At 64.7% G+C, this 14,086-nt stretch carries 13 protein-coding genes; 5 read left to right on the top strand and 8 right to left on the bottom strand.

Annotated elements, in window-relative coordinates:
• The first annotated feature begins 121 nt into the window (after positions 1-121).
• The gene (locus AC6CH3_RS18870) at positions 122-793 is read left to right on the top strand and encodes a GntR family transcriptional regulator (RefSeq protein WP_498133873.1); all 672 of its coding nucleotides are present in this window, start codon (positions 122-124) and stop codon (positions 791-793) included.
• 145 nt (positions 794-938) lie between these two features.
• Here the strand turns inward: AC6CH3_RS18870 and AC6CH3_RS18865 are convergent, their stop codons facing one another.
• From AC6CH3_RS18865 to AC6CH3_RS18840, 6 genes are all read right to left on the bottom strand, one after another.
• A complete protein-coding gene (locus AC6CH3_RS18865; protein WP_498133872.1) occupies positions 939-1,487 on the bottom strand; it encodes a hypothetical protein in 549 nt (182 codons plus the stop codon).
• A gap of 491 nt (positions 1,488-1,978) precedes the next feature.
• Entirely contained in the window at positions 1,979-3,517 is a 1,539-nt protein-coding gene (gene arfA, locus AC6CH3_RS18860) for an arabinosylfuranosidase ArfA (RefSeq protein ID WP_498133871.1), read from the bottom strand.
• A gap of 54 nt (positions 3,518-3,571) precedes the next feature.
• Positions 3,572-4,459: a carbohydrate ABC transporter permease gene (locus tag AC6CH3_RS18855; protein ID WP_498133870.1), complete on the bottom strand. Its 888-nt coding sequence runs from the start codon at positions 4,457-4,459 to the stop codon at positions 3,572-3,574.
• A gap of 2 nt (positions 4,460-4,461) precedes the next feature.
• Positions 4,462-5,430, bottom strand: a complete 969-nt coding sequence (locus AC6CH3_RS18850; RefSeq protein WP_498133869.1) for a carbohydrate ABC transporter permease — start codon at positions 5,428-5,430, stop codon at positions 4,462-4,464.
• Between the two features lie 27 nt (positions 5,431-5,457).
• Positions 5,458-6,789 carry an ABC transporter substrate-binding protein gene (locus AC6CH3_RS18845; protein WP_498133868.1) on the bottom strand — a complete coding sequence of 444 codons (1,332 nt, stop codon included), beginning with the start codon at positions 6,787-6,789 and terminating at the stop codon, positions 5,458-5,460.
• A 184-nt stretch (positions 6,790-6,973) separates the two neighbouring features.
• Complete coding sequence (locus tag AC6CH3_RS18840; protein WP_498133867.1) at positions 6,974-7,975, bottom strand: LacI family DNA-binding transcriptional regulator; 1,002 nt, start codon at positions 7,973-7,975, stop codon at positions 6,974-6,976.
• A 231-nt stretch (positions 7,976-8,206) separates the two neighbouring features.
• Between AC6CH3_RS18840 and AC6CH3_RS18835 the strand changes: the two genes are divergently transcribed.
• Positions 8,207-9,463 (top strand): D-arabinono-1,4-lactone oxidase, encoded by a 1,257-nt coding sequence (locus AC6CH3_RS18835; protein ID WP_498133866.1) that lies wholly within the window; start codon positions 8,207-8,209, stop codon positions 9,461-9,463.
• A 123-nt stretch (positions 9,464-9,586) separates the two neighbouring features.
• Here AC6CH3_RS18835 and hxlA read toward each other — a convergent pair whose 3' ends face one another.
• A complete protein-coding gene (gene hxlA / locus AC6CH3_RS18830; protein WP_494036737.1) occupies positions 9,587-10,210 on the bottom strand; it encodes a 3-hexulose-6-phosphate synthase in 624 nt (207 codons plus the stop codon).
• Between the two features lie 90 nt (positions 10,211-10,300).
• Positions 10,301-10,903: a 6-phospho-3-hexuloisomerase gene (hxlB, locus tag AC6CH3_RS18825; protein ID WP_498133865.1), complete on the bottom strand. Its 603-nt coding sequence runs from the start codon at positions 10,901-10,903 to the stop codon at positions 10,301-10,303.
• A 214-nt stretch (positions 10,904-11,117) separates the two neighbouring features.
• On the opposite strand from hxlB, the gene AC6CH3_RS18820 reads away from it, so the two are divergent.
• The 3 genes from AC6CH3_RS18820 (at position 11,118) to AC6CH3_RS18810 (ending at position 13,992) form a co-directional block, all read left to right on the top strand.
• Positions 11,118-12,428, top strand: coding sequence for a helix-turn-helix transcriptional regulator (locus tag AC6CH3_RS18820; RefSeq protein WP_498133928.1), 1,311 nt, complete (start codon positions 11,118-11,120; stop codon positions 12,426-12,428).
• Between the two features lie 34 nt (positions 12,429-12,462).
• Positions 12,463-13,035 carry a GNAT family N-acetyltransferase gene (locus AC6CH3_RS18815; RefSeq protein WP_498133864.1) on the top strand — a complete coding sequence of 191 codons (573 nt, stop codon included), beginning with the start codon at positions 12,463-12,465 and terminating at the stop codon, positions 13,033-13,035.
• Positions 13,036-13,185: 150 nt separating this feature from the next.
• A complete protein-coding gene (locus AC6CH3_RS18810) occupies positions 13,186-13,992 on the top strand; it encodes an IclR family transcriptional regulator (protein WP_498133863.1) in 807 nt (268 codons plus the stop codon).
• Positions 13,993-14,086 lie beyond the last annotated feature (94 nt).

The following is a 14,086-nucleotide window of genomic DNA, read 5'->3' as shown; positions in this document are numbered from 1 at the left end:
TTTTGACTTGGACTGATATATCAGTGTTGGTCTCAATGGTATGATTGCAATCACAAGTGAGTCAATAGCCGGAAGCAAAGTGGGCCCCGCTTCCGATCGATCCCAGGATTGGAGCCGCGCCGTGAATGCACTGACCGCCCTGCTTCCCGCCGAGGAAGAAGCGCCGTCCCAGGCGGAGGCCGCCTACCGGCAGTTGCGCGACAAGCTGATCATGCTGGACATCCGCCCGGGTGAACCCATCAATGACGGACAGCTGGCCATCGAGCTCGGCTTCAGCCGGACGCCGGTGCGCGAGGCGATCAAACGGCTGGAGGTGGACCACCTCGTGGTTTCGTATCCCCGCCGGGGAACCTTTGCCACCACCGTGGACTTCACGGAACTGGCCGACGTCTCGGAAATCCGGGAGCTGCTGGAACCGCTGGCGGCCCGCCGTGCCGCCATCCGCGCCAGCGCTGCCATGCGCCGCGAGCTGCTCGAGGTCGCCGAGACCATCGCGGAGCTCGCCCCCAACCCCGCGGAGTCCCGGGAACTGATGCGCTACGACCTGATGGTGCACCGCCTGATCTACCGCGCGGCTGCCAACCCGCACCTGGAAGACACGCTGATCCGCTACGACAACCTGGCCACCCGCATCTGGTGCGTTGTCCTGGACAAGGTCCCGTCGGTCAGCGGCCACATCACCGAGCACGTGGACCTGCTGAAGGCCGTGGCGGGCGGAGACGCGGACAAGGCAGGCGAGCTCGCGCTGCATCACGTGACGAGCTTCGAAGAAACCATCCGCAAGGTGCTGTAGGCCCGCCACCCCAGCCAACGCTCCCTCACTTCCCCAACGCTCCCTCACTCCCCTCACTCACACGAAGGATCCCCCGGGTGGTCCCGGGGGATCCTTCGCTGTCCAACTGCGTCAGGCGCTCAACAGGGACCCCTCAAACAGGGACTTAGCGTCCGCCTCCGCCGATCACGCCCTTCTCCACGGCCTTGGTGACGGCGTCGGCCTCGGCCTGGGTCAGCGTGCCGTCGCTGACAGCGGTGTCGAGCCTGGTCTTCAGGGCGGCGGCGCGCTCGGCCTGGGCGGCGGTGCGGATTTCCTCGAGAGCCGCCGTGACCTTCGATTCCTCGACCCCGAGCTTCTCAGCCAGGGATTTGGCCATCGCCGCGTCCATGGCGGAACGGTCGGGCCTGGTGCCCTCGGCAGGCGGCGTCGTGGGCTTGTTGGCTTCACGGAACGCCTGGAGCGCCTCGGTCACTTTGGCTTCCTCGACCCCAAGCTTGGAGGCAAGATCCGCCGCGAGCTGGCCGCGATCCCCCTTGTGGCCGCCGCGCTTGCCGAAGCCATCGGCAGGTGTTGTGCCGTCTGCCGATGCACTGGCGCTTGGGGTGGGCGCCGGTGTTTCGGCAGCCGATGCCATCCCCGTGACTCCCATTCCGGCGCCGAGGGCCAATGCCCCGGCCGCGATGCCCAGCGTGATTCTCTTACTACGTGACATGCCGATTCTCCTCAATCCGCCGCATGACGCGGCTTTTGCTGAAAAGGCGGCTGTTTTCCGCCCTTCCTCAAAGATGAGGCAGCGGGTTAAGGCACGGCTGTTCGGAACCTGTCAGCGCGCTGTGAATGCGAGCCAGGCGATCATGTCACTCGCCGAGGGCGGGCACGGCTTCAGCGGTGTTTCTTCCGGCGCGTCGGCCACTTCACGTTCAACAGGAGCAATCCCAGCAACAAGGAGTCAACCGTCATGATTGCCGCAATGAGGTAGGCCCACCCGATCATCATGGGTTGCTCACCGCTACGCGACGGCCCGGGGTGCGGGGGTGCATGGGAATGCACATTACTGATCTCCTGACTTGGATCCCCCAGCCACTCGATAGTTCATCAAGTGTGCCACGACGTCGCCCTCTAAGGAATGGCTTTTAACGGCCAAGTGAGAGGACGACGGCGGGAGGTTCCCGCCGTCGTCCTCTCACCATTGCCGGCGACTGGTCAGTTCTTGACCACGTCCAGTTCGATCACGGCCCAGGACAGCGCCGGCAGGGTGGCCCGGAGTTCGGAGCCGCTCGCCTTTGCGCCTTCGAGCGGCCTGAGCCCGACCCGCTCCGGGCTGCCCTGGGTGTTCATTGTGAAGCGGTCCCCTCCTTCGGGGATTTCCAGGACCTCCGCCCGGAGCACCTGGCGGGCATCAAAACCGCGCAGTGCGACGTCGATGTCTGCGGCTTCCTCGAGGCCGCGGTTTGCCAAGAACAGAGCCACGCGGCCCGTCTCCTCATTCCACGTTGCGCTGACGTCCACGAGGTCGGTGTCCCCGAAGCGGGCATTTTCGTACTTGTCAGAGTCGACGGCGAGGCGCAGGATCTGGCCTTTCGCGAGTTCGGCCATGCGTGCGAAGGGGTGGAAGATGGTCTGCCGCCAGGCCGGGCCGTTTTCCTCACTAAAGATCGGGGCGATGACGTTGACCAGCTGCGCCTGGTTGGCGATCTTGACCCGGTCGCCGTGGCGCAGCAGCGAGTTGAGCAGGGTACCCACGACGACGGCGTCCGTCACGTTGTACTTGTCCTCGATGACCCGGGGGTGCTCGCGCCAGCCGGCCTTGGAGACCTTGTGCGGCTGGTCTTCCGTGTCGAGGCCGCGCTGGTACCAGACATTCCACTCGTCGAAGGACAGGTTGATGCGCTTCTTATGCTTTCCCTTGGCACGGACGGCGTCAGCGGTGGCGATGACCGATTCGATGAAGTAGTCGGTGTCCACGGCGCTGGCAAGGAAACTGCCGGCGTCGCCCTCATGCTCCTGGTAGTAGGCGTGCAGCGAGACGTAATCCACTTCCTCGTAGGCGTGGGTCAGCACCGTCTGTTCCCAGGCGCCGAAGGTCGGCATGCCGGAGCTGGAGCTACCGCAGGCCACGAGTTCGATGTCCGGGTCCACGAAGCGCATCGCCTTGGCGGCCTCCTGGGCCAGCCGGCCGTACTCGTCCGCGGTCTTGTGGCCGATCTGCCAGGGCCCGTCCAATTCGTTGCCGAGGCACCACAGCTTGATGTTGAAGGGATCCTTGTGCCCGTTCCTGGCGCGCAGGTCCGACAGATGGGTTCCGCCCGGGTGGTTGGCGTACTCCACGATCTCGCGTGCCGCATCCACTCCCCTGGTGCCCAGGTTGATAGCTTCCATGATTTCGGTCCCCGCCTGCCGGGACCAGTCCACAAACTCGTGCAGTCCGAAGGCGTTGGTTTCCAGGGTGTGCCAGGCGCCGTCGAGCCGCCGGGGGCGGTTTTCCCGGGGACCCACGCCGTCTTCCCAGTTGTAACCGGAGACGAAGTTCCCGCCGGGGTAGCGGATGACGGTGGCCCCGAGTTCCTTGACGAGCTTGAGCACGTCCTGCCGGAAACCGTTCTCGTCGGCCTCCGGATGGCCCGGTTCGTAAATTCCGGTGTAGACGCAGCGGCCCATGTGCTCAACGAAGGAGCCAAAAAGGCGGCGGGGCACCTCCCCGATGGTGAAGTCGCGGTCGAGGGTGATTCTTGCGCGGGACATGTGGAGTATCTCCTTTGGTTGAACAGGTTCGTTGGAAGTAATCAAGGGGCCGGTTCAGGTGCCGGCGAGTCCCGTCGTCGCTACGCCTTTGATGATCTGGCGCTGGAAGAAGAGGAAAACCAGGATGAGCGGCAACGCCGCGAGCAGCGCGGACGCCATGTTCTGTGCATATTGGATGCCGTAGGCGCTCTTGATGGTCTGCAGTCCCACCGGAAGGGTCAGGATGGACCCGTCGTTGGTGGAGATGAAGGGCCAGAGGAAGTTGTTCCACGCGCTGATGAAAACGAAGATGGCAACTGCGGCGAGGATCGGGCGTGAGAGCGGCAGGATGATCTGGAGGAAAATCCGCATCCGGCTGGCACCGTCCATCACCGCGGCTTCCTCGAGTTCGCGCGGGATCTGGTCAAAGAACTTCTTGAGCACAAACACCATGGCTGGATGGATGACCTGGGGCAGGATGACCGCCCAGGACGTGTCGATCATGTGCAGCGCCACCATCTGGTAGAACAGCGGAATCATCAGCACCGGCGGCGGGATGATGATGGAGGCGATGATCACCGTCATCAGGACTTTCTTGCCCCGGAAGTCGATGCGGGACAGGGCGTAGGCGACCAGTGCGGAGATGGCGAGCGTGATCACCGTGATGGCGGCTGAGGTGTAGAAGGAATTCCACGTCCACAGCGGGATGTTGCCGTCCTGGAACACTTTGACGAAGGCATCGGCGGTGAAGCCCGACGGCGGGAACCAGCTGACTTCCGGCGCTGCGGCGTCGGTCTCGCTCTTGAAGGCCGTGACCGTGGCCCACGTGAAGGGAACGAGCCACAGGATTGCCAGGAGCGCGGCCACCGCCGTCACGGCCGCCTTGCCGGCGGTGATCTTCCTGCGGGGTTTCCGGACGGCGGATGCGGCGGGAGCGGGGCGGGTGAGTGTCTGGGTAGCCATGGTTATGCACTCCTGCGGCGCGTGACGACGAACTGCATGACCGAGACGATCACGATCAGCCCGAAGAAAATGTAGGACACGGCTGCGGAGTAGCCCAGCCGGTAGCCGGTAAATCCGGTTTCGAAGATGTACTGCACCACCGGCCGGGTGGAACCGCTGGGCCCTCCGGCCGTCATCTGGTACACCTGATCGAAAATTTTCAGTGATGCCAGGATTTGGAGGAGGACGATCATCACGGTGGTCGGCGCCAGCTGCGGCAGGGTGATGGAGAAGAACTGCCGCCAGGCTCCGGCCCCGTCGAGGGATGCCGCCTCGTAGTGCTGGTGGGGGATGTTCTGCATGGCCGCCAGGTACAACAGAAAGTTGAACCCGACGGTCCACCACAGGGTGGCGATGACGATGGCCCACATCGCCACATTCGGATCGTTCAGCCAGGCCACTTTGGGAAGCCCGATTTTGGACAGGGAATCGTTGATCAGCCCCAGCTGAGGGTTGTACATCCAGGTAAAGAAGAGCGAGACCACCGTCGAGGCGAGCAGGTACGGAGCAAAGTAAGAGAGCCGCCACAGCCACTGCGCAGGCAGTCCGACGTTCAGCAGTGCTGCCATCACCAGGGCAACGAGCACCAAGGGAACGGTGCTGATCACCGTGAAGTAGAGCGTGTTGCCGAGGGAACGCCACATGTCCGCGTCGGCCAGGGCCTCAGCATAGTTGGCCAGCCCGATCATGCTGTCGTTGGCGCCGGTGAGGGACTTGCCGGTGAGGCTCATGAACAGGCCGTAGAGAATGGGCCAGACGAGGAAGACCAGGAAAAAGGCAAGGAAAGGGCCGGCGAAGCCCCAGCCGGTCAGGTTGTCCCTGGTTTGGCGGGGACGGGACGGGTCCGGGCCGGACGTTGTGAGACCGGGGCCGGCGGGATTCGAGGTGGCGGCAGGCTCAGCGCTGCGGCCGGATGTTGCTAAGGAACTCATCAGGGACTCCTTTGTCACTCGGGTGGCTCACACCGGGTTGGGCCGGAAGAGGAGGGTGTTGGTGCGGTGCACGAAGGCGTCCCAGCCGTCGGCAGCCTTGTCGCGGCCGAGGAGCACGTTCTGCACGTTTTCCGCAAAGTAGGTCTGCCAGTCCGAGCCGGAGCCGCTGAACCAGGATTCGGGGTCGTACGTGATGATGTCCGCCGCGTTGGCGTAATGAATCTGAGGGGTCAGTTCCCGGTACGCCTGTGACTGCACAATCGGCTGATAGGCCGGGACGTGTCCGGCCTCTGCCCACGACAGCGACCCCTTGAGGACATCGCTGACGAACTTGTATGCGCTGCGCCGCTTCTCGTCGTTGTCGTTCAACTGGCGGGGCAGGACGAAGGAATGCGAGTCGGCATAGGAAGCCGGGGTCCCGTAGAGGGTGGGGATGGTTGCCGCGTCGACGGGCAACCCGGCCTTCTTAAGGGTGGGAAGTTCCCAGACGCCGCTGAAGAGCATCCCTGAACCGCCGCGGGCAAACTCGGCGATGCCGGTGCTGATGTCCCCGCTCTTGGCGGCGATGGTGTCGTCGAACAGGGACGCCATGAACTCCAGGGACTCCACCGCGGCGTCCCTGTCGGCCTTCATGGGCCGGCCGGGGGTGAGTTCCATGTCCACGCCGTGCTGCTTGTAGAGGGTGTAGAAGAGACGCCACATCTGGGACCCGCTGCCAAGGTAGCCGAAGGACAGGCCGTGCGCCTTGGTCACCTTCTGCATCTCGCGGGCGATCTTGAGGAACTCCTGCGGGGAGCCGGCCTCCTGCAGCTGTCCGTTGGGGGCGAGAACTCCGGCCTTGCCCGCAACGTCGCTGTTGTAAAACATGACGAAGGGGTGGGAGTCCAGGGCGATGGAGAAGACCTGGCCATTCTGCTGGCTCTTGTCCCAGATCCTCGGTGCGAAGCTTTGGGCCGTCACGCCGTGTTCGGCCAGCAAGGACATATCCCAGGGGTCGATAAGTCCCCCAGGCGCGTAACCGGGAACCCGGCTGGCGTGCATGATGGCCAGTTCCGGCGGACGGCCGCCTGCGGACGCCATGGCCAGTTTTGTGTAGTAGGGAGGCCCCCACGCCAGAACGGTTGGATGAACGGTGAAACCGGGATTGCCCTCGTTCGCCTTGGTGATCATTGCCTGCATCTTGACGCCGTCCCCTCCGGACAGCAGATGCCAGAATGCAATGTCCTGCGCCGAGGCGTTGGCACTTCCGCCGCAGCCTGTGAGGCCGGTGGCCGCGAGCATGCTGCCGAGGACGGCCGAACCTGCCAGTAACTGCCGCCGGGTCACTTGTTTCCCGGCAAAAGAATCAAACTGCTTCACCCGTCACTCCTTTGGATGGGTCCGCTGAAAAGTAGGTCCTAGTGGCACACCACCCTCTTGATCCGGTTAGCTACGCGCGGGACGAGCAGGGCTGTGGTGTGACGCAGGCCCCACATTACATCGATGTAATGAGAGCCACAAGGTAAAATTGTTAGCGCCAACAATTTTACTGCTTGGGCCTCGATTAGCTCCGGGTGCTGTCCCGCTCGACGATCCTGTAGTCGACGGTGGCCACCCTCTGCCCGCCCGTACGGTCTGCCATACGCTCCGTGAGCAGCCGCAGCGCCTCGGTGGCGATGCGCCGCTTGTCGAAGGAAACGGTGGTCAGCGACGGCACGGCATATTGACCGTCGGCGATGTCGTCAAATCCGGCCACGGCGACATCATCCGGAACACGGATTCCCCGCTTCCACAGCACGCTGAGCGCACCGATGGCCATGGAGTCCGTGAAACAGAAGAGCGCTTCGGGGAGCGGGTGCGAGTCCAGGTACGCGGTGAGCGCGGCGGCAGCCGTCTGCGGCGTCCACTTTTCGCAGGGGATCAGCAGCGAGTCGTCCCGGTCAATGCCGAGCTCATCCAGCGCCGCCTGGTAGCCGCTGGTGCGCAGAATTGCGGCGGCCGAACTCCGGCCCTCGGCGGTTCCAAGCACTGCTATGCGACGCCGACCCGATCTGCCAAGCGCCAGCGTCATGTCGCGGGCAGCAGCAACGCTGTCCACCCACACGCGGTCAGCCAGCTTTTGAGACACTTCTCCCAGCAGGACCACCGGGGGCAGCGAGACACCCACCTGGACGGCACTCTCGTCCAGCACCACGGGGTTGAGGATGAGGCCGTCAACGAGATTGGAGCGGGCGCGGGACATCAGCTCGTATTCGCGCTGCGGATCGGACCCGGTTTCCTCGATCTGGACACTCCAGCCCTGCTCGTGGGCAACTTCCACCACGTTGTGCGCAATTTCGGCAGAGTAGGGCGTCGCAAGGTCCGGCAGCGCAAGGGCAATGACGCCCGACCTGCCGTTGCGCAGGCCGCGCGCGGAGAGGTTGGGCACATAGTCGAGTTCGAGCATGGCCTGCTCCACCTTGAGCCGAGTGGATCCGCTGACCGGAACGATGCCGTTCATGACATTCGAGACAGTCTTGGGAGAAACGCCGGCGAGACGCGCGACGTCCTTGACGGTTGCGCGCACTGCTCCCCTTTCACGATTCCGGGACTCACCGTTCCCGGGACTCACGCTTCCCGGGATTGACGGCTCAGGATTCACGGCCCCCGGCGGAGCCGGCCGCCAAGGCGGACCCGGTTGGATTGTCTGCTGACGATGTTACCGCCCGGCCCGGGCCGGCGCCGGAAGCTTCTTGACAACCGCAATTGTTAGCGCTCACAGTAGGGTGGAAACCGCCTCCACCGGAAAGCTGACTGAATGAAGAACTGGGCAGGAAACCTGAACTACGCCTCAACGGCTGTCAAGCGGCCCCAATCCGTGGCCAAGCTCGCCGAACTGGTGGCGCGCACTGATCGGGTCAAAGCCCTGGGATCCCGGCATTCCTTCAACCGCGTTGGGGATACCGACGGCGTGCACGTGCTGCTGGACGCCCTGCCGCAGCACATCGAACTGGACCCGGAACGGCAGACGGTGCGCGTCACCGGCGGGGTGAGTTATGGTGCCCTGTGCCGCACCTTGGAACAATCCGGCCTCGCAATCCACAACCTGGCGTCGCTGCCCCACATTTCCGTGGCAGGAGCAATTCAAACAGGCACCCACGGCTCCGGCGTGAACAACCCCTCCCTGGCTGGGGCAGTAGTCGGAATCGATATGGTCAGGCCCTCCGGCGAGCAGGTTTCGCTCTCGCCTGGGGACGGCGATGAGTTCCTGGGCAGCGTGGTGGGCCTGGGCGCCCTTGGCATCGTCACAAGCCTGAAGCTCGCCGTCAGGCCAAGCTTCCAGATGCGCCAGCGCGTTCTGGAGAACCTGCCGTGGGAGCGGGCAATGGCGGACTTCACACAACTGGTTTCCAGCGCCTACAGCGTGAGCCTCTTCACCGACTTCACGGGCGATTCCATCAGCCAGGTCTGGCTCAAGGCGCTGGACACTGAGTCTCCGCTGACCGAACTGTTCGGCGCCACACCTGCCCCACTCCCCCGGCACCCGCTGCCGGGCATGTCAGCCGAGAACTGCACCGTCCAGATGGATGAACCCGGCCCCTGGCTGGACCGGCTGCCGCACTTCCGGCACGATTTCACGCCCAGCAAGGGCGAGGAACTGCAGAGCGAATTCATCCTGCCGCTGGAGCATGCACGTGCCGCACTCGAAGCTGTGCGGAGCCTCGCGGATAAACTCGCGCCGCTGCTTTTTGTCTCCGAGGTCCGTACCGGCGCCGCAGAGGACTTCTGGCTGAGCCCCTTCTACCGGCAGCAGAGCGTTGCCGTGCACTTCACCTGGAAGCCGCTGCAGCCGGAGGTGGAGGCGGTTCTGCCGCAGCTCGAGGACCTGCTTCGGCCGTTCGGGGCAAGGCCCCACTGGGGCAAGCTGTTCTCGCCGGGCGGCCACGACTGGGAGTCGCTCTACCCGCGCCTTGCCGATTTCCGGCTGCTGGAAGCAGCTCACGATCCGGAGGGCAAGTTCCGCAACGGGCTGCTGGACAGCATCCTCGGCGTCCCTGCGGTGAGCGCGCGCTAGGCGGTTGCGCCACGCCGGCCTCCCTGTATTGCCTCGACAACAGCGAATCCGCCGTCACCGTAAGGCGACGGCGGATCCGCTGTCGTTGGCCGGATGAGCCCGGCCGAACTAGATGATCGCCAACTAGATGATCGCTGCGCGCAGTTCCTTGGCTGCAACGGCGGGATCGGCGGCGCTGTAGATGGAGCCGCCGACGACGGCGACGTCAGCGCCGGCGCGCTGCACCGAGTTGATCGTGGAGAGGTTCACGCCGCCGGCCACGGAGAACGGCACACGGGCTTCCTCACCGGCGCTGAGCAGCACGTCCAGGTTGTAGCCCGGCTTGGCCTGCTCATCCAGGCCTGCGTGCATCTCTACGAACTTGGCGCCCAGCGCGCGGACTTCCTTGGCGCGGGTCACCTTGTCCGCAACGCCGATCAGGTCAACCACAACGCCCTTGTTGTGGGCCTTGGCTGCCTTGACCGCACCGGCAATGGTGGAGTCATCGGCACCGCCGAGCACCGAGACGAGGTCCGCACCGGCTGTGAAGGCGATGTCGGCTTCCAGCTCGCCTGCGTCCATGGTCTTCAGGTCGGCGAAGACGATCTTGTCCGGGTGCGCGGTCTTCACCGCGGTGACGGCGGACAGCCCGGCGTTCTTCACGAGCGGCGTGCCGAGCTCGATGATGTCCACGTATTCGGCAACCTGGCCGGCGAGCTCCAGGGCGGCTTCGACGGTCAGGACATCCATGGCGACTTGCAGTTTCATATGTGATTCTCTTTCTCTTTTTATTGAGGCTGGCTTTTTTGTTGTTGCTGGCTTCAGGGGTGAGGTTTTAGGTCAGCGGGGCCGGGCGGCTCATTCGAGGTTCGCGTGGCGCTGCCAGAGTTCCTCAGGTGTTGCGGCGTCCTCGTCCCAGAGGCTTTGGAACACCGCTTCCGTGGTGGCAAACAGCACCTGCTCGAACAGGCTCCCTGAGTACTGCCGGGAGAGGTTCGAGCCGTGGTCCGTCTTTTGCGCGGCAGGGATAATGACGACGGCGGAGGCCGCCTTGGCGAGCGGGGAACCGGCGTTTGTGGTGTAGGCAGCGATCCGGGCGCCCTGGGCCGCTGCGGTTTCGGCGGCTTTGACCACGCCTGCAGTCGTGCCCGAGCCGGAAGCTGCAAGGAGCAGGTCGCCGGAGCGGATGGCGGGCGCGGTGATCTCCCCGACGACGTGCACCGTCAGTCCGAGATGCATCAGCCGCATGGCTGCCATCTTCAGGACGAGGCCGCTGCGCCCTGCTCCGGTCACGAAGATCCTGTCGGCCAGCCTCAGTTCGGTGACCAGGGCAGCGACCTGCGCCGGATCGACGCGCTGGAACACTCCGCTGATTTCGTCCTGAACCAGGCTCCGGTTGCGATCAAATGACCGGGACACACCGGCCGGGGCGGCCTGGTCAGTTTCTGAGACGACGCTCATTGGCAGATACCCTCCTTCACGAAAGTTGTTACCTGTCCATCCTCGCCCATCCGTTGAGTGGGTCCAACGCTATGATCGGACGGTCTCAACCACCCAAAGGGGTAGGCAAATTGTCGAGGACCCGTAAACTGGGTAGGTGGTTACTCCCGTCGAAGCTCCCAAAACTTCCCCCCTTCCCCCGCTGGACGCCCCGCTGGACGCCCGAGTGCCGGACCTGGGCACGCTGTCCCTCCACGCGCAGCCGCTGCTTGAGTCCATCGCCGCACTGTCCACCGCGCCGCTGGCAACCATCGCTGCGCGGCTGCGGGATGCCACGCTCCCCTATGTACGCAGCAGCGCCCTGGTCATCTTCACCGAGGACTGCACCGGCCGGCCCCAAAAGAAGGCCGGCAACGAGGCCATCATCAGCCGCGTCTCCATCGCCGAACTCGACCACATCCGGTCGTCCCTTTCCGATAGGGAGTTGGGCGGCGACGGTCTGCCCGGCGGCGGCAGCTCCCCCTGGCTCGGCGAAGCCGTGCTCGGCGGCGAGAAACGCCCGGTCCTGGCCCTCTCCTCGCCGAGCAATGCGCTGCTGGTCCTCGCCGATCCGCAGCCCCTGCCGGATGCGGCCGACCGGGCACCTGCGGAACGGCTGCTCCGTTACCTTTGGACGCTGGCTGCCGAGCGCATCCGCGAGAAGGTGGCGGATGCACCGCCGTCGTACCTCATTGAGTCCCGTGCGGCCTCAGCCGAACGGGTAAGGGTGACGGCCGAGCTCGTGGACAGGCACTCAACCACCCTCGAAACCCTGCTCGCCGCGCTGCGCTCTCCGGCACTCACTGATGAGGCCGCACGCAAGGCGGCCACCGAAACTGCCGCCAAGGCCCTGGTGGGACTCCGCACGCTCAGCGACCGCACCACCGAACTCGTGGAGGAGCCCGTCTCCTCCGCGTTCCAACGCCTCCGCGAGGATCTGAAACCGCTGATGCACTTCAGCGGCATTGACGTCCAGTTCATCGAACCCCCCGTCAACGGCCGAGCCCTTCCCGGCGAGGTGGCCCACGCCGCCCGGGCGATCGTCCGGGGCCTCGTCCTTGCGATGGTGGACCAGGGCGGAGTGCGCCGGATCCGGACGCAGTGGGACTGCGACGGGGAGAACCTGCTCGTCAACGTGCGCGACGACGGTCCCGGCGAACTGTCCGGAGAGTCGCCGAACCTGGCCCGTCTCGGTCACCGGGTGGAAGCCCTGAACGGCCGCATGTCCGTCGATGTAATGCCGGGCTGGGGCGCCGACGTCGCCGTCGCAATTCCCCTCGATCCGCCGGCGCGCCAGATGGCCGACGTCTCCGAGTGGAAGCTCGGCGACCGCGAGCTGGAGGTGCTCCAGCTACTGGCCGCCGGGCAGCGGAACCGGGCCATCGCCGCGAAACTGCATATCAGCGAGAACACTGTGAAGTTCCACCTCCGGAACATCTTCCGGAAGGTGGGCGCGTCCTCGCGCACGGAAGCCATCGCGATGGCCCACAGCAAGGGCCTGCGGTAGCCGGAGCCGGAGCTTCGGGGGAAGGATAGCAGCCATGGCTATCGACATCCGCCCGGCAAACCGGTTCGAGGACGTTGCGGCAATGGTTGGGCCGAAGCGGCCCGATGCGAACGTCTGCTGGTGCCTGAGCTACCGCATCCCCTCCAAACAGAACGTGGAGTTGCGGGGCGTCGAGCGCGGGGAGCTGGTGAAGGAACTGGTCCGGCAGGACCCGCCACCCGGGGTCCTCGCATACGACGGCGACGAGGTGGTGGGCTGGGCCGGTGTCCATCCGCGCGCCGACACCAGCTTTGCCCGCAACCGCAGGATTCCCCACGTGGACGATCTGGATGTGTGGTCGGTGTGGTGCCTCAGGGTGCGGCCCGGGCACCGCGGCAACGGCATCTCGCATCACCTCCTGCAAGGGGCCGTCGAATTCGCCCGGCGTTACGGCGCACCCGCCATCGAGGGCTACCCCGTGGACAACCAAGGGACAAAAGTCGATCTGACGATGGCCTACGTCGGCACTCGGGCGCTTTTCGAAGGCGGCGGGTTCACCAAGGCTGCGGACACGGACTCCGTCATCAACGGCTTCCCACGCGTGCTGATGCGCCTTAACCTGCGCTGAAGTTTGGGCCGCTCCGTTAAACCATTTAATGCAATGTCGGCCCCGTCACACTTCCCGGTCTAGGATCGGAGTGTGCAACTAAATGAGAGGACGCTGCGGCGGCCTTGTGGCGGGTAACCGGGCCGCAGAAATTACTCGAGAGTATGGAGCATGGCTTCGAACAGTGACCCTGAATCTGAGAACGACACTGAGGCTGGCCACGGCGGTGTCCAGTCCGTAGACCGGGCCCTCGCAGTCCTGGAGATCCTGGCCCGCGACGGCCACGCCGGCGTGAGCGAAATAGCCGAGGAAATGGGCATTCACAAGTCCACGGTTTCCAGGCTGCTGGGATCCCTCGTCAACAGGGAGATGGTCCATCAGAACAGTGACCGCGGAAAGTACCAGCTGGGCTTCGGCATCCTGCGGCTGGCCAGCTCCATCCCCGGCAGGCTGAGCCTGGTCCGTGAGGCGCGGCCTGTACTGGAGGGCCTGGCCGAGGCGTTCAAGGAAACCGTGAACCTCGCCGTGCTGCGCTCAAACTACGCGGTGAACGTCGACCAGGCCATGGGCCCGTCCATGCTGGCCACGTACGACTGGGTGGGCAGCCTGACGCCGCTGCACGCCACGTCCAGCGGGAAGGTCCTCCTGGCCGCGCTGTCCGCGGACGAACGGGACAGGATCCTGAAAGAAACAGGGCTCCCGGCCCGCACGCCCCGGACCATCACCAAACGGGACAAGCTCGAGGATCAGCTCGTCCAGGTCATCCATGAGGGCTATGCGGTGACCCTCGAGGAATTCGAGATCGGGCTGAAATCCATGGCCGTTCCCGTGTACAACCACGTTGGCACGGTGATCGGCGCGGTCAGCATCTCGGGACCTGCCTTCCGTTTCGACCCGGAAAAGACTCCGGGACTCCTTGATGCATTAAAGGAGGCGGGGATGCAGATCAGCGCGAACATGGGGTACACGCGGCGTTAAGCAATCACACGCGGCGATGACCCCGGGCTGGGGCCCGGGGTCATCGAATTGGTTATGGGGTTACTGGAGCCGGTGCTTTAGGAGGCCGGGGTGG

This window comes from Arthrobacter sp. GQ119 (assembly GCF_059759125.1).
Note: the sequence above shows the minus strand (reverse complement) of the source record. Positions and strands in the feature narration are given on the sequence as shown.

Excerpts from the sequence above, each read along its gene's own strand:
- AC6CH3_RS18815 (WP_498133864.1), top strand. The coding sequence starts at position 12,463 with ATGGCTATCGACATCCGCCCGGCAAACCGGTTCGAGGACGTTGCGGCA.
- hxlB (WP_498133865.1), bottom strand. The coding sequence starts at position 10,903 with ATGAGCGTCGTCTCAGAAACTGACCAGGCCGCCCCGGCCGGTGTGTCC.
- AC6CH3_RS18855 (WP_498133870.1), bottom strand. The coding sequence starts at position 4,459 with ATGGCTACCCAGACACTCACCCGCCCCGCTCCCGCCGCATCCGCCGTC.
- AC6CH3_RS18850 (WP_498133869.1), bottom strand. The coding sequence starts at position 5,430 with ATGAGTTCCTTAGCAACATCCGGCCGCAGCGCTGAGCCTGCCGCCACC.
- AC6CH3_RS18865 (WP_498133872.1), bottom strand. The coding sequence starts at position 1,487 with ATGTCACGTAGTAAGAGAATCACGCTGGGCATCGCGGCCGGGGCATTG.
- hxlA (WP_494036737.1), bottom strand. The coding sequence starts at position 10,210 with ATGAAACTGCAAGTCGCCATGGATGTCCTGACCGTCGAAGCCGCCCTG.
- AC6CH3_RS18810 (WP_498133863.1), top strand. The coding sequence starts at position 13,186 with ATGGCTTCGAACAGTGACCCTGAATCTGAGAACGACACTGAGGCTGGC.
- arfA (WP_498133871.1), bottom strand. The coding sequence starts at position 3,517 with ATGTCCCGCGCAAGAATCACCCTCGACCGCGACTTCACCATCGGGGAG.
- AC6CH3_RS18835 (WP_498133866.1), top strand. The coding sequence starts at position 8,207 with ATGAAGAACTGGGCAGGAAACCTGAACTACGCCTCAACGGCTGTCAAG.